Here is a 19,517-nt window from a genome sequence, read left to right on the forward strand (position 1 = left end):
TAAATAGAATATATTTTTGTTTTGATTATCCGTGCTATATTTTTAAACTATTTATGCTCTGTAAAAGTTCCTTCAAATTTACAAATTGAAACATGTTGATGGTAAAGTGAAACATCTTCAAAGTTTTCGTATCATATTCCTGTTGGATTATTCTGCATTTTTGAGGAGAATGAACTTGCCGACTGGTTAAGAGGGTTGACCAGTAAGCAGTGGTAAATAATAAGGCATATAACAGAGGGTTAATAAAATGAAAGTTAAAGTACTGTCCCTCCTGGTACCAGCTCTGCTGGTGGCAGGCGCAGCAAATGCGGCTGAAATTTATAACAAAGACGGCAACAAATTAGATCTGTACGGTAAAGTGGATGGTCTGCACTATTTCTCTGATGACGACAGTGCAGACGGCGACCAGACCTACATGCGTCTGGGCTTCAAAGGTGAAACTCAGGTTAACGACCAGCTGACCGGTTACGGCCAGTGGGAATACCAGATCCAGGGTAACTCTGGTGAGAACGAAAACAACTCATGGACGCGTGTGGCGTTCGCAGGTCTGAAATTCGCTGATGCGGGTTCATTCGACTACGGTCGTAACTACGGCGTTGTTTACGATGTGACTTCCTGGACCGACGTTCTGCCGGAATTCGGCGGCGATACCTACGGTTCTGACAACTTCATGCAGCAGCGTGGTAACGGCTTCGCGACCTACCGTAACCAGGACTTCTTCGGTCTGGTTGATGGTCTGAACTTCGCGTTGCAGTACCAGGGTAAAAACGGCAGCGCAAGCGGCGAAGGCCAGACCAACAACGGTCGTGAGGCACTGCGTCAGAACGGTGATGGCTACGGTGGCTCTCTGACCTACGATCTGGGCGAAGGCTTCGCACTCGGTACGGCGGTCACCAGCTCTAAACGTACTGATGACCAGAACGCCATGGCCTACGGTAACGGCGATCGTGCTGAGACCTACACCGGTGGTCTGAAATATGACGCGAACAACATCTACCTGGCTGCACAGTATACTCAGACTTACAACGCGACCCGTGCGGGCGACCTGGGCTGGGCTAACAAAGCGCAGAACTTCGAAGTGGTTGCGCAGTATCAGTTCGACTTCGGTCTGCGTCCATCCGTGGCGTACCTGCAATCTAAAGGTAAGGACCTGGAAAACGGCTACGGCGACCAGGATCTGCTGAAATATGTTGATGTTGGCGCGACTTACTACTTCAACAAAAACATGTCCACCTACGTTGATTACAAAATCAACCTGGTTGATGAGAACGACTTCACTCGCGCAGCAGGTATCGGTACTGACGATATCGTCGCGCTGGGTCTGGTTTACCAGTTCTAATTGCTCATACAGCGACAAAGGGGCCATCAGGCCCCTTTTTTCATGCTTTTTTAGGGTCTTACAAATACGCTGTTTTAGTGTACTCTTGCCGCCCTGGCATGAGGATAATAACCAATGGATATGACTTTTTTACGCGCCAGCGTTCTGGCGACTTTTTTACTCCTGACCGCGTGTGACTCTTCCACACAGCCCGCAAAAATCGACGCACCCGCCGCGACGGTGCTGGAAGGGAAAACCATGGGGACCTTCTGGCGCGTCAGCGTGATGGATATTGATAAATCCCGCGCTGAAGAATTACGCGGTAAAATTCAGGCGCAGCTGGATGCCGACGATCAGCTACTCTCTACCTATAAAAATGACTCAGCGCTGATGCGTTTCAATCGCTCCAGCAGCACCTCGCTGTGGCCGGTGAGCGAAGCGATGGCCGATATCGTCACGGAATCGATGCGCGTGGGCTACAAAACCAACGGCGCAATGGATGTGACCGTGGGGCCGCTGGTGAACCTGTGGGGATTTGGCCCCAACAAGCAGCCGGTGACTACACCCGATCAAGCCGCCATCGACGACGCCCGCGCCCGTACAGGGTTACAGCATCTGGCGGTGATCTCCCAGTACGGTCAGCAATACCTGCAAAAAGATATTCCCGACCTGTTTGTGGATCTCTCCACGGTAGGCGAGGGGTATGCTGCGGATCATCTCGCGGCCCTGATGGCGCAGGAAGGCATTCCCCGTTATCTGGTTTCCGTCGGGGGCGCGCTCGTCAGCCGGGGCATGAACGCCAGCGGCAGGCCGTGGCGAGTGGCCATCCAAAAACCAACCGATCAGCAGAACGCGGTGCAGGCGATTGTCGACATCAACGGGCATGGTATCAGCACCTCCGGAAGCTACCGCAACTATTACGAGCTGGATGGCAAACGTATCTCGCACGTGATTGATCCGCAAACCGGACGCCCGATTACCCACAACCTGGTGTCCGTGACGGTGATAGCCCCAACCGCGCTGGAAGCGGATGCCTGGGATACTGGATTGATGGTGCTCGGCACGGAGAAGGCCAAAGAGGTGGTGCGTCAGGAAGGGCTGGCCGTCTATATGATCACCAAAGAGGCTGACGGATTTAAAACCTGGAGTTCGCCGCAGTTCAACAGCTTCCTGGTGAGCGAAAAAAATTAAAAAGCAAGGTTGCGGGTTTTTGTTCGGTGGCGTTCAGGCAAGCTGAGCGTATGCTTGTAAGAGGAGCCGATAATGAAAAACACAACCTATCTTACCGATGAGGATCGCTGGCAGGCCGTACTGGCCCGCGATCCGCGTGCGGATAACCAGTTTGTCTTTGCCGTGCAGACGACCGGCATTTATTGTCGTCCGTCCTGCCGCGCCCGCCACGCGCTGCGTAAAAATGTCTGCTTTTATCCTGACGCTCACCAGGCAGCGCAGGCGGGTTTCCGCCCCTGTAAGCGCTGTAGGCCGGACCAGGTCGACCCTATGGCGCAGAAAATGGCCAACATTGCGCTGGCCTGTCGACTGCTTGAACAGGATGCCGCGCTGAACCTGGAGGCACTGGCGCAGCAGGTTGCCATGAGTCCGTTCCATTTCCACCGCTTGTTTAAATCCGTCACCGGCATGACGCCTAAAGCATGGCAGCAGGCCGCGCGTGAACAACGCCTGCGCACCCTGCTTGCACAGGGCGGTAAAATCACCGACGCCGTACTGGCCGCTGGCTTTCCGGACGGCAGCAGCTACTACCGTAAAGCCAACGGCGCGCTGGGCATGACGGCAAAACAGTACCGCAACGGAGAGGCTGCGGTCCGCTATGCCATCAGTGACTGCTCGCTGGGCCGCTGTCTGGTGGCGGAAAGCGAGCGCGGGATCTGCGCAATACTGCTGGGTGATGACGACGCCGGGCTGACGGCTGAGCTGCTGTCACTGTTTCCGCTTGCCGTCCGTGAACCGATGGAAGGCGCGTTTGCCGGGCGTGTTCGGCAGGTTATTGCCTCTGTCGACAGCCGCGCGACGCCGCTGACGCTGCCGCTGGATATCCGTGGTACCGCCTTCCAGCAGCAGGTCTGGCAGGCGCTGCGGGATATCCCCTGCGGTAAAACGGCAAGCTATCAGCAGGTGGCGAAGGCCATTGGTAAACCCAATGCCGTACGTGCCGTGGCGGGGGCCTGCGGTGCCAACAAACTGGCGATAGTCATCCCCTGTCACCGCGTGGTGCGTAACGACGGTGCGCTGTCGGGTTATCGCTGGGGAGCAGCGCGTAAGATGCTATTGTTGAAACGTGAGGCGAACAACCCGGAGGGATAATGCTCGATCTTTTTGCTGATGCTGAACCCTGGCACGAGCCGCTCGCGCCGGGGGCGACGATCCTGAGATGCTTCGCGCTTTCCCGCGCGGCGGCGCTGTTCGACGGTATTGATGCCGTTTCCGCTTGTTCGCCATTTCGCCATATGGTTACGCCGGGCGGGTATACCATGTCCGTGGCGATGACCAACTGCGGCGAACTGGGATGGGCGACGAATGAGCGGGGCTATGTATATGCCGCGAACGATCCGCTGACGGATCAGCCGTGGCCGCCGATGCCGGAGGCGTTTCAGGCGCTGTGTCATGACGCCGCCGTGGCGGCCGGCTATCCTGATTTTCGACCCGATGCCTGTCTTATCAACCGCTATGCCGTTGGGGCAAAGCTCTCCTTGCATCAGGATAAGGACGAGCCGGACCTGCGCGCGCCGATCGTCTCGGTATCCCTTGGGCTGCCCGCTGTCTTTCAGTTTGGCGGCCTGCGGCGCAACGACCCGCTCAAACGGCTGATGCTGGAGCATGGTGATGTGGTGGTCTGGGGCGGTGAATCACGGCTTTTTTACCACGGTATTCAGCCGCTTAAACCCGGCGATCACCCGGTGGCGGGGGCGTTTCGCTACAACCTCACGTTCCGTCAGGCGGCATACAGAGAATAAAAATAAGAATTATTCTTGATGTGTGTGAAAGGCAGTTTACACTGCTGGCTGATTTTTCTTGTCCGGATTGCTCTGCATGCAACTACTTCTTCTTGTCTGGCGGCAGTATCGCTGGCCTTTTATCGCGGTGATGGCGTTAAGCCTTGCCAGCGCGGCGCTGGGGATCGGCCTGATTGCCTTCATTAACGTGCGTTTGATCGAAATGGTCGACACGTCACTCTCAGTCCTGCCGGAATTTCTGGGTTTACTGCTGCTGCTGATGGCAGTCACGCTCGGGTCACAGCTGGCGCTGACCGCCCTCGGCCACCATTTCGTTTTCCGTCTGCGCAGTGAGTTCATCAAACGGATCCTTGATACTCAGGTGGAACGCATCGAACAGCTGGGAAGTGCCTCTCTGCTGGCGGGGCTGACCAGCGATGTGCGCGCCATTACCATCGCCTTTGTGCGCCTGCCGGAGCTGGTGCAGGGGATCATCCTGACATTTGGCTCGGCAGCCTATCTCGCCTGGCTCTCCAGCAAAATGCTGGCGGTGACGGCGCTGTGGATTGTTATTACCATCTGGGGCGGGTTCCTGCTGGTATCACGCGTCTATAAGCACATGGCGGTGCTGCGCGAAACGGAAGACAAGCTCTATAACGATTATCAGACGGTGCTGGAAGGGCGCAAAGAGCTGACGCTGAACCGCGAGCGTGCCGAGCATATCTTCAACCATCTTTATATTCCGGATGCGCACGAATATCGTCATCACATTATCCGCGCCGATACGTTCCACCTGAGCGCCGTGAACTGGTCCAACATCATGATGCTGGGCGCGATTGGCCTGGTGTTCTGGATGGCGAACAGCCTGGGGTGGGCGGATACCAACGTGGCGGCAACCTACTCCCTGACGCTGCTGTTTTTACGCACGCCGCTGCTGTCGGCCGTTGGCGCACTGCCGACGCTGCTGAGCGCTCAGGTGGCCTTCAACAAGCTGAAGAAATTCGACCTTGCGCCGTTTAAGGCTGAGTTCCCGCGCCCGCAGGCCTTCCCGAACTGGCAAACGCTGGAGCTGCGTAACGTTACCTTCCGCTATCAGGATAACGCCTTCTCCGTAGGGCCGATAAACCTGACCATTCATCGCGGCGAACTGCTGTTCCTTATCGGCGGCAACGGCAGCGGCAAATCTACGCTGGCGATGCTGCTGACGGGCCTCTACCAGCCGCAGGCGGGTGAAATTTTGCTGGATGGTAAAGCGCTGAGCGCGGAGAAACCGGAGGACTACCGCAAGCTCTTCTCGGCGGTATTTACCGACGTCTGGCTGTTCGACCGGCTGCTGGGACCGGAAGGGCAGCAGGCGGATCCGGCGCTGGTGGAAAAGTGGCTTGCGCACCTGCAAATGTCGCACAAGCTGGAGCTACAGGATGGCAAAATCCTGAATCTCAAGCTGTCGAAAGGGCAGAAGAAGCGCGTGGCGCTGCTGCTGGCGCTGGCCGAAGAGCGCGACATCATCCTGCTGGATGAGTGGGCCGCCGATCAGGACCCGCACTTCCGTCGCGAGTTTTATCAGGTCCTGCTGCCGCTGATGCAGGCGATGGGAAAAACCATTTTTGCCATCAGCCATGACGATCACTACTTCATTCACGCCGATCGTCTGCTGGAGATGCGCGACGGCAAGCTGAGCGAGCTGACCGGCGATGAGCGCGATGCGGCCTCACGGGACGCGGTGGCGCGTACGGCCTGATTGCAATTGTGCCGGGTGGCGCCCGGCACACTAATTTTTCATATATGCCGTTTTTTTCTCCATCCCGACCCGCCGTTTATTCTTATTTACATATCCCCGCGCTATGCTTAACGCCAACTCATTTAATGGATTTATGATTGATGTCGGTATTAAAGAAAAACAGCGCCAGGCAGCGTGACCAGGAGCGTGCGCGGCTCATCTGGCTCCTGACGACCGATAAAGCGGTCACGTCAACGTTATTGGGTAAGCTAACCCTGGCTGAGCAATATGATGTCGGCACGCTGGCCGACGATATTGCTGAGGTAGGTGCGCTGGTTGCACATTTACCGCCCCCGGACCTGGCGGACACCCTGGAGGCATTGCCTTCCGAGGAGCGCCACGCCCTGTGGCGGCTGGTGCAGGATCACGAGCGCGGTCAGGTGCTGCTTGAAGCCTCGGAAAACGTCTGGGATGACCTTATCGATGAGATGAGCGACCGGGACATTCTCGACGCCCTGCAAACGCTGGATATCGATGAGCAGATTTACCTCGTTCAGCATCTTCCGCGCAACCTGACCGGACGCCTGCTGGCTTCCCTGCCAGCCGAAGAGCGGGCGCGCGTGCGTCAGGTGATGCACTACGAGAAAAACAGCGTCGGCGCGATCATGGAGTTTGGCGTCATCACCGTGCGTCCGGACGTTACCCTGGGTACGGTGCAGCGCTATCTTCGTCGCCTGGGCAGTATGCCGGACAACACCGATAAACTGTTCGTCACCTCGCGGGATAAAACCCTGCTCGGGGAGCTGGAGCTGAAAACGATCCTGCTTAACAGCACTCAGCAGCGGGTGAGTGAGGTCATGGAAACCGAGCCGATGGTCTTCTCGCCGGAAGACGATGCCGAAAAAGCGGCGCGTACCTTCGAACGTGATGACCTGGTGAGCGCGGCGGTGGTGGATTCGGTGGGCAAGCTGATGGGGCGTCTGACCATCGATGAGATCGTTGACGTGGTCTATGAAGAGACCGATAACGACCTGCGTGCCCTTGGCGGGATCAGTGCCGAAGATGACGTTCATGCCTCCGTCGGCAAGGCCGTCAAAACCCGCTGGGCGTGGCTCGCCATCAATTTATGCACCGCGTTCGTGGCGTCCCGCGTTATTGACGGCTTTGAACATACCATTTCCCAGCTGGTGGCCCTGGCGTCGCTGATGCCGATTGTGGCGGGGATCGGCGGGAACACCGGTAACCAGACTATCACCATGATCGTTCGCGCCCTGGCGCTGGAAAACATTCAGCCGGGTAATTTCTCGTGGCTGATTTTCAGGGAGATGGGCGTCGCGCTTATTAATGGCCTGGTCTGGGGCGGCATCATGGGCGGCATTACCTGGTGGCTGTATGATGATATGGCGCTGGGCGGGGTCATGATGCTGGCGATGGTGCTGAATCTGCTGGTGGCGGCGATGATGGGCGTGATTATCCCGTTGACCATGACCCGGCTGGGGCGCGACCCCGCGGTGGGATCGAGCGTGATGATCACCGCCATTACCGATACCGGCGGTTTCTTTATTTTTCTTGGACTGGCGACGATTTTTCTTCTGTAGCCAGCGCTTTTTGCTTAAGTCGGGCAGGGAGGATGAACATCATCACAATCCCGCCCAGCACGCCAATCGCCAGGTTGCCGGTGAAAACCGTTGCCACAACCGTCACCAGCATCACGACGGTTTCAGCCACCGGCGCGTTTTTCAGCGTTCCGGGCTGAACGCTATGCCAGCTAAAGGTCTTGACGGCCACAATGGCCATAATACCCGCCAGTACCGCCATTGGGATTTTGGCCATCACCTCGCTGAGCGCCGTAACCAGCACCAGCAGTACGATGCCCGCCGCAAGGGGGGAGATACGGCTTCTGCCTTTCCCCATCTCCACGTTAACGATGGTCTGCCCAATCATCGCGCAGCCCGCAATGCCGCCGTAGAACCCGGCCATAATATTGCCCACGCCCAGCCCGATGCTCTCGCGGCGCTTACTGGAGGGGGTAGCGGTCAGCTCGTCCACCAGTTTTGCCGTCAACAAGGATTCCAGCAGGCCAACGAAAGCGATACTTAGCGCGCACGGCCAGATGATGCTCAGGGTTTCCAGATTGAGCGGCACCAGCAGTTGCGTAAAGCCCGGCAAACCGCCGCCCATGGAACCTTCATCCCCTACCGTCGGCAGGATTTGCCCGCTGGTGACGGTGAACAAAGTCAGCAGCACAATGGCAATCAGCGGGGAGGGCACGCTTTTGATATAGCGTGGCACCCAGAGCACAATCAGCAGCGTCAGCACGAACAGGCCCACAATCAGCGGGCTTCGGCTCCAGAAATGGGGCACCTGGGCAAAGAAAATCAAAATGCCAAGGGCGTTAACAAACCCGGTCATCACCGACTGGGGAATAAAGCGCATCAGCCGCGCCATACCCAGCGCGCCGAACAGGATCTGAATCATGCCTGCCATCACCACCGCGGGCAGAATGTACTGTACGCCGTGTTGATGGACCATCGGCCCAATCACCAGCGCGACGGAACCTGCCGCCGCCGTCACCATGGCCGGACGCCCGCCGAGCAGGGAAAGGGCGAAACAGAGCACCACGGAGGCGATAAGGCTCACTTTCGGATCCACGCCCGCGACCACGGAAAACGAAATCACTTCCGGGACCAGCGCCAGCGCGGTAATCACACCGGCCAGGGTTTCGCGCATCAGACGGTGAGGCGAACGTAAAACAGTGGCGACATGGCCTTCTTGAGGTACAGACGAGTGGGGTAATGACATAACAATTCGCTGGTAGGGGCAGGCTTCCGTGCGCGCGATCACAAAGTGCAGCATGATAGCCAGGAAAATCGTCGGGTGCCAGCCTGTCTGCCAAATCCCTACAAACAATCCATCATTAAATTTCACAATTACAATAATTTCGTAACCTTTAAACAATATTTAAAAGTTGCTACCGTGCCACCGCAGCGTGTTTCACCTGTAATTTCCACGCATCAAGCACTATTCAACTAAGGCATAAATGATGAAAAAAATGACTGCCGTGCTCTTTTCTCTGGCCGTGGGGCTGAACGTCGTCTCGCTGGCGGCGAAGGCTGACGCACCAAAAGAGCAGGAAACGGATGTCCTTTTAATTGGTGGCGGCATCATGAGCGCCACGCTGGGAACGTACCTTCAGGAATTAGAGCCGAACTGGTCCATGACCATGGTCGAGCGCCTCGATGGCGTGGCACAGGAAAGCTCTAACGGCTGGAACAACGCCGGGACGGGGCACTCGGCACTCATGGAACTGAACTATACGCCGCAGAAAAAGGACGGTTCCATTAGTATCGAGAAGGCGGTAGAGATCAACGAAGCGTTCCAGATCTCACGTCAGTTCTGGTCTCACCAGGTGAACAGCGGTGTGTTGCACAATCCGCACTCTTTCATCAACACCGTACCGCACATGAGCTTTGTGTGGGGCGATCAAAACGTCAACTTCCTGCGCGCGCGCTACGCTGCCCTGCAACAGAGCACGCTTTTCCGCGGGATGAAATACTCTGAAGATCACGCTCAAATCAAAGAGTGGGCACCGCTGGTCATGGAAGGCCGCGATCCGAACCAGAAAGTAGCGGCGACCCGCACTGAAATTGGTACTGACGTTAACTACGGTGAAATCACCCGTCAGCTGGTGTCCTCTCTGAAGAAAAAAGAGAACTTTAACCTGCAACTCAGCTCCGAAGTGCGTGGTTTCAAGCGCAACGCGGATAACAGCTGGAGCGTGACCGTTGCCGATCTGAAAAACAACGAAGCCGAGCATGTGATTAAGGCGAAGTTCGTGTTTATTGGTGCGGGCGGCGCGGCGCTGAAACTGTTGCAGGAGTCCGGTATTCCGGAAGCGGACGACTACGCGGGCTTCCCGGTCGGCGGCCAGTTCCTGGTGTCGGAAAACCCGGAAGTGGTTAACCGTCATCTGGCTAAAGTGTACGGTCAGGCCTCTGTGGGCGCACCACCGATGTCCGTTCCGCATATCGACACCCGCATGCTGGACGGTAAGCGCGTAGTGCTGTTCGGGCCGTTCGCCACATTCTCCACCAAATTCCTGAAAAACGGTTCCCTGTGGGATCTGCTGAGCGCGACCACGACGTCAAACGTTAAGCCAATGATGGACGTGGGGCTGGATAACTTCGATCTGGTGAAATACCTGATTAGCCAGGTGATGCTCTCTGATGAAGAACGCTTCGAGGCGCTGAAAGAGTACTATCCGCAGGCGAAGAAAGAAGACTGGCGTCTGTGGCAGGCGGGTCAGCGCGTGCAGATTATCAAACGCGATCCAAAAGAGGGCGGCGTGCTGCGCCTGGGTACCGAAGTGGTAAGCGATAAGGATGGCACCATTGCCGCGCTGCTGGGGGCATCTCCGGGGGCGTCTACCGCTGCGCCAATCATGCTGCACCTGATGGAAAAAGTGTTTAAGGACAAAGTATCCAGCCCGGAATGGCAGGCGAAGCTGAAAACCATTATTCCATCCTACGGTACGAAGCTGAACGGTAACGTTGAAGCCACGGAACAAGAGCTGGAATACACCAGCCGCGTTCTGCAACTGCAATACGTCAAACCGCAGGCTGCGGATGCTGCGCCAAAGGCAGAGCTGAAGCCTCAGGCGGAAAGCAAGCCGGTAGCGGATATCGCGCTGTAAGGTAAACGCAAAACGGTAACATCCGTTACCGTTTTTAGTGTTTTCTCCCTCTCCCGGTGGGAGAGGGTTGGGGTGAGGGCACCAGAACGCACCCTTTCCTGGTCGGGTAAGCGAGAGCGCCACCCGACTTATTATTAACGAACTACCGCTTGTCCTACCGTCTCATCCGCCTTCCATACGCGATATTTCACATCCACGTTTTCCGGCGTGTATACGACGATCGGCAGCTTGCTGTTATAGCGCAGCAGACTGTTATCACCCAGATACGCGGTAATAAATTTCTTCTCTTTCTTGCCGTCCGGGCACGCCATCATGGTGGAGACTGGCGAGGTTACTTTGTCGAAGACATAGTAGTCATAGCCCCAGCCTTCCAGCGTTTTGCTTTCCAGCTGGCCGCCCAGGCGATGCTGGTTGCAGTCCACTTCCAGCGTCTGGCCGATTAACAGCTCAACTTTGAAATTTGCTTCATCCTGCTGAGCCGGGAGCTGAATAACCTGGCGCTTCATCCCTTTGTCCGCTTGCGGATACGGAGCAACTTTTTCCAGCGGCTGCTCTTTCCGGGTTTCGCTGGCGAAAACACTGGTGCTGGCGCACGCAGCGGCGATGAGGGCGATGGCAAATTTAGGTGCGTTTTTCACTGTCATTCCTTTTTGTTAAAACGATCCTGGAAAGACTAACATATAGCACGTGAATAGTTGGCGCAATTTACTCATATTTTCATTTTAAACGGAGTAATGCACTGCTTTTATGTTCATTTATTGGTGTTTAATGCTGTGTTGGGGTCGATGCGGCGATCGTGTTATTTTACGCGTTAATTATTGTTATTCATCTGTAAAGGGAGGGGAGATGGTACGTGAAAAACTGAAGACACCTGAAGGCCGCAAGTTCCTGCTGGCGTTACTGGTTGTGTTTATGATTGCTGCTGCATGCGTGGGGCGAGCAACCATTGTCGGTGTGATTGAGCAGTACAACATCCCGCTCTCTGCCTGGACAACCAGCATGTTTGTCCTGCAATCGGCGATGATCTTTGTTTACAGCCTGGTGTTCACCGTCCTGCTGGCGATTCCGCTGGGGATTTTCTTTCTCGGTGGGCGTGAAAAACACTAAGCATTGCGCATGCGGAGACAGGCAATAAAAAACCAGCCATAAGCGGCTGGTTTTTTTGTGTAGTTTTGGTCGGCACGAGAGGATTTGAACCTCCGACCCCCGACACCCCATGACGGTGCGCTACCAGGCTGCGCTACGTGCCGACGCATAAAAGGAATACTACTCGATTCCTTTTTGAATGCAAGGGGCAAGCAACGCTAACTGATTCATAAATAATCAGTTAGCGATAAAGCGCTTCTCGTCTGTCAGCACCTGCAACAGCAAACTGAGCTGCGGCTTCTGGTCTTTCAGCTTCTCACCTTCGAGGTTATACGTCTGGTAATTGCCATTGCTGTTCAGCACCAGTGACAACGTTGGCGTGGTCACCACCAGCGTGTTTCCGCCAGCAGCCGTGACCCAGTTATGACGCTGCGTGGCGCTAAAGAGGTCTTGTCCCTGCGAGTACTCAATTGCCGGTGTGCTGACGTGCAGCAGCCGTTGCATTAACGTGGTCATGACGTCTTTATGGTCGGTGAGCATGTTGATGCGCTGCGCGGGAGTGCCCGGCCAGTGGATCACCAGGGGAACATGCAGGTTCGGACGCGACCACTCCATGCCCTTCGCCTCTTCGCCGAGCGGCACGCCATGCCCCGCCGTGATAATCACGACCGTATTATCCAGCTTGCCCGCGTCGCGCAGGGCGGTCAGCACGCGGCCGATCTGCGCATCGACATCGCCCGCCGCACGGCTATAGCGGCGCGCGAAGCCTTTCTGATTGCTGTCATCAAGCGTTGTGCCGTTAAACGCAACCCAGGAGAACCAGCGGTTATCTTCCTGCGCATAGCGCTTCAGCCAGTCTATCCACTGGTCAGCGGTCCGATCGTCAGACTGGCTCTGCGCGGCTGGCAGTGAGAAATCAGACAGCAGCGCCTGGCGGTACAGCGAGCTGTTGAAACCATCAGAGGCGAACAGCCCCAGCTGGTAGCCCTGCTGATTAAGCCCGGTAATCAATGCCGCCGGAATACGGGCCGACAGCACGCCGTCCATATAGCTCGGTGAAATGCCATAGAACAGGCCGAAAATACCCGCGTCGGTCGAATTACCGGAGCTCATATGCTGAGTGAATACGATGTTGTTCTCAGCGAATTCAGCCAGCGCTGGCATCTGCTTCTCATAGCGGGAATAGTTCAGGCCATCGACGGTAATCAGCAGCACGTTCTGACCGCGGCCCATGTCGCGATATTTCAGATCGCTCAAAGGATACTGCACGCTGACCGCTTCCGGATTACCCTGTTCGACCAGACGACGCTGATACTCCTGCGCGTCCAGCAGGCCGTGTTTTTCGAGGAAACGACGCGCCGTCATCGGATAGGAGAGCGGCAGGTTCGCGCGCTGCATGGTAATCGGGCGGTAGAAGTTCGCATCTGCCCAGATATACATCAGGTGCGAACCGATAAATGAGGCGAAAAAGAGCGCCGCGACGGGCTTCGCATAATGGCGGCGTCGGGTCAGACTGCGGAGTTTTTGCCAGCTCCACGTGGCGAACAGCATTTCGATCAGCAGGATGATCGGCACGCTGATAAACATCAGCTGCCAGTCGCGCGCGGTCTCGTTCTGATCCGGGTTAATTACCAGCTCCCAGACGACAGGATTCAGGTGCAGGTGGAAGCGGGTAAAGACTTCGCTGTCGATCAGCAACAGCGTCATGCCCGCCGTCGCAAGAATGGCGGACAGGAAGCGCATCAGCCGCTGCGACATGACGATAAACGTCAGTGGGAACAGGATCAGCAGATAGGTGGCGAAGACCAGAAAGCTAAAGTGACCAACAAGGCTCATCCACGAGTAGATGCGCCCGGTTAACGTGGTTGGCCAGTCCGCCACAAACAGATAACGGCAGCCGAGCACCATCGCCAACAGAATGTTGAACAGGGCAAACCAGTGCCCCCAGCTGACCATCTGGGAGACTTTTTCACGGTAGCGCTGACGATTCGTCACCATAAACTGTTGTTCGTTTCCCTTAGTGTGCCTGGTCGTCGCTAACGGAGGACTGCAAAGCCTGGGCGAAAGATTTGGCGATCGCCTGACGCTGAGCCGGAGCAACGCTGGTATTGATCAGGTTGGTAACCATATTTCCCAAAACCATCAGGGAGAGATCGGTTGGCGTTTTATGTTTTTCCAGTACGTTGACCAGCTCACTGAGCAATTGTTCAACGTGTTCGTCACTGTAGCGGGAATGTTGTGGCATAAATCAAAATCAGTTTGTTGAGAGAAGGGCGACATATTACCGTAGCAACAGCTTTTTTTCCCCTTTTTTATCTTCTGTTGCACACATGCGTTGGTGGTGGTTGAATACCGCCCGGTCTAAAAGGAGAGTTTATCATGAGTCTGGAAATCAACCAGATTGCCTTGCACCAGCTTATCAAGCGTGATGAGCAAACCCTTGAAGTGGTGCTGCGCGATTCGTTACTGGAACCAACGCCTACCGTTGTCGAGATGATGGCGGAGTTGCATCGCGTCTACAGCGCGAAAAATAAAGCCTATGGCTTGTTCAGCGAAGAGAGCGAACTGGCGGATAGCCTGCGCCTGCAACGTCAGGGCGAAGAGGATTTCCTGGCATTCAGCCGCGCTGCTACTGGCCGTCTGCGTGACGAGCTGGCGAAATATCCCTTCGCCGATGGCGGTATCGTCCTGTTCTGCCACTACCGCTATCTGGCGGTAGAGTATCTGCTGGTCACCGTGCTGAATAACTTAAGCAGTATGCGCGTGAACGAGCAGCTGGATATCAGCTCAACGCACTACCTGGATATCAACCATGCGGATATTGTGGCGCGTATCGATTTAACCGAATGGGAAACCAACCCGGAATCAACGCGCTATCTGACCTTCCTTAAAGGCCGCGTGGGCCGCAAAGTGGCGGATTTCTTTATGGACTTCCTCGGCGCCAGCGAAGGGCTGAATGCCAAAGCGCAGAACAAAGGTCTCCTCCAGGCGGTGGATGACTTTACGGCTGAGGCGCAGCTTGATAAATCTGAGCGTCAGACCGTGCGTCAGCAGGTTTACAGCTACTGCAACGAGCAGCTACAGGCTGGAGAAGAGATTGAGCTGGAGTCGCTGTCCAAAGAGCTGGCAGGCGTCAGCGAAGTCAGCTTCCAGGAATTTACTGCGGAAAAAGGCTATGAGCTGGAAGAGAGCTTCCCGGCGGATCGCAGTACGCTGCGTCAGCTGACGAAATTTGCCGGTAGCGGCGGTGGGTTAACCATTAACTTTGATGCCATGCTGCTCGGGGAACGTATCTTCTGGGACCCGGCCACCGACACGCTGACCATTAAAGGCACACCGCCGAATCTGCGCGACCAGCTTCAGCGTCGCACTTCAGGCGGTAAGTAACAGCCATAAAAAAACCCCGCAAACGCGGGGTTTTTCTCGACAGGTTTGCGATTACGCGCGAACGAAGTCGATGTGAGTCAGTTTTGGCTTGAACGCGTGACGCTGAACAGCCTGAACTTTCACTTTTTCTTCTTTACCGTCAACAACGATGGTCAGAACTTCGCTGTAGAATTCAGCTTTGTTCTGCATGTTCCATACTTTGTCGTGATCCAGTTCAATAGCAACTGGAGCAGCTTCGCCACCGTAAACGATAGCCGGGAACTTGTTTGCGGTACGCAGGCGGCGGCTCGCACCCTTACCCTGCACGTTACGTACTTCTGCTTCGATAGTGAACATTGATTTCTCTCTGTATTTAAAACCCTACTACAGGCGACCCAGCAGCAGGTGAGTGTTCTGCCTCACGGATGTGAAGCGGGCGGCATTTTATACTCAAATGGCTCGCGCATCAACGAAAAGTCCCGTTAACCGCGCAATTCGTTTGCCCGGCGAAAGCGTCCTTCATAGTCAAAGACCTTCTCACGCACCTGCCAGAACTGCCCTTTTTTACGGGCGACAACAAAATCAGGATGGCGCAGTAACGCCTGCTGGCGCACGATATCGGCCACGGTTAGCCAGCGCAGCGGCACGCCAGGCGTGCGGGTGTGCGGGCGGATAAAGAGCTGCTCAAACGCGGTGCGCTGGGCGGGCGTCTGGACCCGGAACCGCTCGCTGACGTCTGCGCCATCCTCGTCGTAGTAGGTAATTTTTAGCCACTCGCCTTTTTCATCCGCGCCGGGCTGTAAGGCCATGCCGGAACAGCGCAGCACCAGCGCATCTTTCAGCTTCAGCGCCGCTTTCAGCATGTCGTCCGGGTCGACCAGGACCGTGTCGCACTCCCGACAGCGGCGGGCGGCAATGTCGTTTTCGGCATTGCACTGCGGGCAGTTTTTGAAGCGGAAGCGGAAGTCACACTGTTCGCGATGGCCTTCATCGTCTTCAAACCAGCCCTGACAGCGGCGGCCAAAATGTTCGATCAGCGTGCCGTCGGCGGTGGTTTTCCCCCAGAAGGTGTTGGCAAACCCGCAGGCAGGGCAAAAAACCTGAACGGGCACGTTGTCGCTCTTGCCTTTTGGCGTGCCGACTTCCGGCGAATAGAGATCGTGCGGGTTACCGGCGTAATCAAGGATCAGACAGTCGGTTTTGCCCGGCGCCAGACGCAGCCCGCGGCCAACAATCTGCTGATACAGGCTGACGGATTCCGTCGGGCGAAGAATCGCAATCAGGTCGACGTGCGGGGCGTCAAAGCCGGTGGTTAGTACGGAGACATTCACCAGATAGCGGAACCGCTGAGCTTTGAAGTCCTCAATCAGGCTGTCGCGCTCCGGGCCGGGGGTTTCACCGGTAATTAACGCCGCGTCGTCGGCGGGCAGCAGCCCCGTAATTTCGCGCGCGTGTTCGACAGTGGCAGCAAAAATCATCACCCCTTTGCGCGTTTGTGCGAACTCTTCAATCTGGCTGATGATATGCGGCGTGATCCGCTTCTGTTTTTTCAGCTCATGGTTAAGATCTGCCTCGCTGAACAGCCCGTTGCTCTGCGCCTGTAAGCGGCTGAAATCGTACTGCACGACGGGCATATCCAGCCGCTCCGGCGGCGTCAGGTAGCCATGCTTGATCATGTAGCGCAGCGGAAGCTCATAGATACAGTCGCGGAACAGGGCCTTTTCATCGCCACGCACCATGCCGTGATAATGAAACTGATAAATCCAGCCCTTGCCCAGACGAAACGGCGTGGCGGTGAGGCCAAGCAGACGGAGGTGAGGATTCACCTTTTTCAAATGAGTGAGGATTTGCTGATACTGGCTGTCGTCGTCATCGCTGATGCGGTGACACTCATCGACAATCAGCAGGGAAAACTCGCTGCGAAACAGTTCCAGGTTGCGCGCAACGGATTGTACGCTGCCAAACACCACTTTTCCGTGGCTCTCTTTGCGCTTCAGTCCGGCGGCAAAAATGTCGGCCTCCAGGCCGAGCGCGCAATATTTGGCGTGGTTTTGCGCCACCAGCTCTTTGACGTGCGCCAGCACCAGCACGCGTCCGCGGGCCAGGCGCGCCAGTTCGGCAATCACCAGGCTTTTACCGGCTCCGGTCGGGAGAACGATGGCGGCGGGCTCCCGATGCTTGCGAAACCAGGCGAGGGTGGCATCAACGGCTTCCTGCTGATAGGGGCGTAATGTGAACGTCATGGCTTCTCTATTCAGTTAACTCGCATATAGTATGCCACGAAACTTTTTCCCTTGAGTGGCGCAACCAGACCATTATACTGAACTGTTTCTGACTGCTTCTTTTTCGGACGCGTAGTCCGACTTCCAGCACCATTAAGGCTAAAAAGATTTCATGCGACTTGATAAGTTTATCGCTCAGCAACTCGGCGTAAGCCGCGCTATTGCCGGGCGTGAAATTCGCGCCAGCCGCGTAACCGTGGACGGCGACATTGTGAAAGACAGCGCTTTTAAACTCCAGCCTGAGCACCAGGTGGAGTATGACGGCAACCCGCTGACCCAGCAGAATGGCCCGCGCTACTTCATGCTCAACAAACCGGAAGGTTACGTCTGTTCAACGGACGATCCGGATCACCCGACGGTGCTCTATTTCCTCGACGAACCTGTGGCGCACAAGCTGCATGCGGCAGGGCGACTGGATATCGATACTACCGGCCTGGTGCTGATGACCGATGACGGCCAGTGGTCGCACCGCATCACCTCCCCGCGCCATCACTGTGAGAAAACCTATCGGGTGATGCTTAAGTCTCCGGTCTCGGATGACACGGCAGAGCAATTCGCGAAAGGCGTTCAGCTGCATAATGAGAAGGATCTGACCAAACCGGCGGTGCTGGAAATCCTCACCCCCACGGACGTCCGTCTGACCATCAGTGAAGGCCGCTACCATCAGGTGAAGCGGATGTTTGCCGCCGTGGGCAACCACGTTGTGGGGCTGCATCGTGAACGTATCGGCGCGATTGAACTCGATCCAGACCTGGCCCCAGGGGAATATCGCCCGCTGACGGAAGAAGAGATTGCCAGCGTCGGGCTGCCTTCACGCTAAATTCAGGAGAACCCTGTGACCACCAGGCCACACTCGTCGTTTAAAATTGTATTTATCCTTGGCCTGCTGGCCATGCTGATGCCGCTGTCTATCGATATGTATCTGCCCGCGCTGCCGGTGATTTCCGCGCAGTTTGGCGTACCGGCAGGCAGCGCGCAGATGACGCTCAGCACCTACATTCTTGGTTTTGCCCTCGGTCAGCTCTTTTATGGCCCAATGGCCGACAGCCTGGGGCGTAAACCGGTTATCCTGGGCGGGACATTGATATTTGCCGCGGCGGCGGTGGCCTGCGCGCTGGCGCAGAGTATCGATCAGCTGATTGTGATGCGCTTCTTCCATGGCCTGGCGGCTGCTGCGGCAAGCGTGGTGATTAACGCGCTGATGCGCGACGTCTACCCGAAGGAAGAGTTCTCACGCATGATGTCGTTCGTCATGCTGGTCACGACAATTGCGCCGCTGGTCGCCCCCATGGTGGGCGGGGCGGTCCTGGTGTGGTTCAGCTGGCATGCGATTTTCTGGATCCTGGCGATTGCCGCGCTGCTGGCCTCGGTGATGATCTTCGTCTTTATCGATGAAACGCTGCCGGTCGAGCGACGTCAGAAGTTCCACGTTCGCACCACGCTTGGCAACTTTGCCTCGCTGTTTCGCCATAAACGTGTGCTGAGCTATATGCTGGCCAGCGGCTTCAGCTTTGCTGGAATGTTTTCGTTCCTGAGCGCGGGGCCGTTTGTGTACATCGAACTGAACCATGTGTCACCCCAGCATTTTGGTTACTACTTCGCGCTGAATATTGTGTTCCTGTTTGTGATGACCATTATCAACAGCCGCTTTGTCCGGCGGGTTGGGGCGCTGAATATGTTCCGCGCCGGGCTGTGGATCCAGTTCGTGATGGCTATCTGGCTGGTATTGAGCGCGTTGCTGGGCGTCGGTTTCTGGGCGCTGGTGGTGGGCGTGGCGGCGTTTGTCGGCTGCGTGTCGATGGTTTCATCCAACGCGATGGCGGTGATCCTCGACGAATTTCCGCATATGGCAGGCACCGCCTCGTCGCTGGCAGGAACGTTCCGTTTCGGAATTGGCGCGATAGTCGGGGCGCTGCTCTCGACGGCGACGTTTAATACCGCCTGGCCGATGCTGTGGGCGATTGCCCTCTGCGCGACCTGCTCCATTCTCTTCTATCTTTACGCCAGCCGGCCGCGAAAGACGGCGCATAAATGACCACTTAAGGCCCGTGACGGGCCTTTTTGTTGACCCATATCAACCAACCCTCCGTTCGTTTACCCT

At 56.2% G+C, this 19,517-nt stretch carries 17 protein-coding genes and 1 tRNA gene; 11 read left to right on the forward strand and 7 right to left on the reverse strand.

What is annotated here, in order from left to right:
- Positions 1-247: 247 nt before the first annotated feature.
- The 6 genes from ACOTY5_RS17150 (at position 248) to mgtE (ending at position 7,587) form a co-directional block, all read left to right on the forward strand.
- Positions 248-1,339: a porin OmpC gene (locus ACOTY5_RS17150; protein WP_045141703.1), complete on the forward strand. Its 1,092-nt coding sequence runs from the start codon at positions 248-250 to the stop codon at positions 1,337-1,339.
- Between the two features lie 114 nt (positions 1,340-1,453).
- The gene (apbE, locus tag ACOTY5_RS17155) at positions 1,454-2,509 is read left to right on the forward strand and encodes an FAD:protein FMN transferase ApbE (RefSeq protein ID WP_015572290.1); all 1,056 of its coding nucleotides are present in this window, start codon (positions 1,454-1,456) and stop codon (positions 2,507-2,509) included.
- Between the two features lie 72 nt (positions 2,510-2,581).
- Positions 2,582-3,640, forward strand: coding sequence for a bifunctional DNA-binding transcriptional regulator/O6-methylguanine-DNA methyltransferase Ada (gene ada / locus ACOTY5_RS17160; protein ID WP_062934028.1), 1,059 nt, complete (start codon positions 2,582-2,584; stop codon positions 3,638-3,640).
- Entirely contained in the window at positions 3,640-4,290 is a 651-nt protein-coding gene (gene alkB / locus ACOTY5_RS17165; RefSeq protein ID WP_045141701.1) for a DNA oxidative demethylase AlkB, read from the forward strand. The genes ada and alkB overlap by 1 nt, the downstream gene beginning before the upstream one ends.
- 76 nt (positions 4,291-4,366) lie before the next feature.
- Complete coding sequence (locus ACOTY5_RS17170) at positions 4,367-6,010, forward strand: multidrug ABC transporter permease/ATP-binding protein (RefSeq protein WP_017383408.1); 1,644 nt, start codon at positions 4,367-4,369, stop codon at positions 6,008-6,010.
- A gap of 140 nt (positions 6,011-6,150) precedes the next feature.
- The gene (mgtE, locus tag ACOTY5_RS17175; protein ID WP_006811337.1) at positions 6,151-7,587 is read left to right on the forward strand and encodes a magnesium transporter; all 1,437 of its coding nucleotides are present in this window, start codon (positions 6,151-6,153) and stop codon (positions 7,585-7,587) included.
- On the opposite strand, the gene ACOTY5_RS17180 is transcribed toward mgtE, so the two are convergent.
- Positions 7,550-8,845, reverse strand: coding sequence for a SulP family inorganic anion transporter (locus tag ACOTY5_RS17180; RefSeq protein WP_421631983.1), 1,296 nt, complete (start codon positions 8,843-8,845; stop codon positions 7,550-7,552). The genes mgtE and ACOTY5_RS17180 overlap by 38 nt on opposite strands.
- 187 nt (positions 8,846-9,032) lie before the next feature.
- Here ACOTY5_RS17180 and mqo point away from each other — a divergent pair, with 187 nt between their 5' ends.
- Entirely contained in the window at positions 9,033-10,682 is a 1,650-nt protein-coding gene (gene mqo / locus ACOTY5_RS17185; protein ID WP_032619315.1) for a malate dehydrogenase (quinone), read from the forward strand.
- A gap of 134 nt (positions 10,683-10,816) precedes the next feature.
- Here the strand turns inward: mqo and eco are convergent, their stop codons facing one another.
- Positions 10,817-11,326: a serine protease inhibitor ecotin gene (gene eco, locus ACOTY5_RS17190; protein ID WP_045141700.1), complete on the reverse strand. Its 510-nt coding sequence runs from the start codon at positions 11,324-11,326 to the stop codon at positions 10,817-10,819.
- 202 nt (positions 11,327-11,528) lie between these two features.
- On the opposite strand from eco, the gene ACOTY5_RS17195 reads away from it, so the two are divergent.
- Positions 11,529-11,789 (forward strand): DUF2534 family protein, encoded by a 261-nt coding sequence (locus tag ACOTY5_RS17195; RefSeq protein ID WP_006811332.1) that lies wholly within the window; start codon positions 11,529-11,531, stop codon positions 11,787-11,789.
- Between the two features lie 66 nt (positions 11,790-11,855).
- Here the strand turns inward: ACOTY5_RS17195 and ACOTY5_RS17200 are convergent.
- The 3 genes from ACOTY5_RS17200 to ACOTY5_RS17210 form a co-directional block, all read right to left on the reverse strand.
- A tRNA-Pro gene (locus ACOTY5_RS17200) sits at positions 11,856-11,932 on the reverse strand.
- Positions 11,933-12,005: 73 nt separating this feature from the next.
- Positions 12,006-13,766, reverse strand: a complete 1,761-nt coding sequence (gene yejM / locus ACOTY5_RS17205) for an LPS biosynthesis-modulating metalloenzyme YejM (RefSeq protein WP_045141699.1) — start codon at positions 13,764-13,766, stop codon at positions 12,006-12,008.
- Positions 13,767-13,785: 19 nt separating this feature from the next.
- Positions 13,786-14,013 carry a YejL family protein gene (locus tag ACOTY5_RS17210; protein ID WP_001135586.1) on the reverse strand — a complete coding sequence of 76 codons (228 nt, stop codon included), beginning with the start codon at positions 14,011-14,013 and terminating at the stop codon, positions 13,786-13,788.
- A 134-nt stretch (positions 14,014-14,147) separates the two neighbouring features.
- Here ACOTY5_RS17210 and yejK point away from each other — a divergent pair, with 134 nt between their 5' ends.
- The gene (yejK, locus tag ACOTY5_RS17215; protein WP_017693031.1) at positions 14,148-15,155 is read left to right on the forward strand and encodes a nucleoid-associated protein YejK; all 1,008 of its coding nucleotides are present in this window, start codon (positions 14,148-14,150) and stop codon (positions 15,153-15,155) included.
- 51 nt (positions 15,156-15,206) lie between these two features.
- Here the strand turns inward: yejK and rplY are convergent, their stop codons facing one another.
- Both rplY and ACOTY5_RS17225 read right to left on the reverse strand, forming a co-directional pair.
- A complete protein-coding gene (rplY, locus tag ACOTY5_RS17220) occupies positions 15,207-15,491 on the reverse strand; it encodes a 50S ribosomal protein L25 (protein ID WP_015572298.1) in 285 nt (94 codons plus the stop codon).
- 125 nt (positions 15,492-15,616) lie between these two features.
- On the reverse strand, positions 15,617-17,377 hold the full coding sequence (locus ACOTY5_RS17225; RefSeq protein ID WP_017693032.1) for a DEAD/DEAH box helicase: 1,761 nt from the start codon (positions 17,375-17,377) through the stop codon (positions 15,617-15,619).
- Between the two features lie 151 nt (positions 17,378-17,528).
- On the opposite strand from ACOTY5_RS17225, the gene rsuA reads away from it, so the two are divergent.
- Together rsuA and ACOTY5_RS17235 are read left to right on the forward strand one after the other, a co-directional pair.
- Entirely contained in the window at positions 17,529-18,236 is a 708-nt protein-coding gene (rsuA, locus tag ACOTY5_RS17230; protein WP_045141698.1) for a 16S rRNA pseudouridine(516) synthase RsuA, read from the forward strand.
- A gap of 15 nt (positions 18,237-18,251) precedes the next feature.
- Positions 18,252-19,451, forward strand: coding sequence for a Bcr/CflA family multidrug efflux MFS transporter (locus ACOTY5_RS17235; RefSeq protein WP_003859373.1), 1,200 nt, complete (start codon positions 18,252-18,254; stop codon positions 19,449-19,451).
- Positions 19,452-19,517 lie beyond the last annotated feature (66 nt).

Origin of the sequence: Enterobacter cloacae complex sp. SHL018 (genome assembly GCF_049237905.1) — a bacterium.
GTDB classification, from domain to species: domain Bacteria; phylum Pseudomonadota; class Gammaproteobacteria; order Enterobacterales; family Enterobacteriaceae; genus Enterobacter; species Enterobacter hormaechei_C.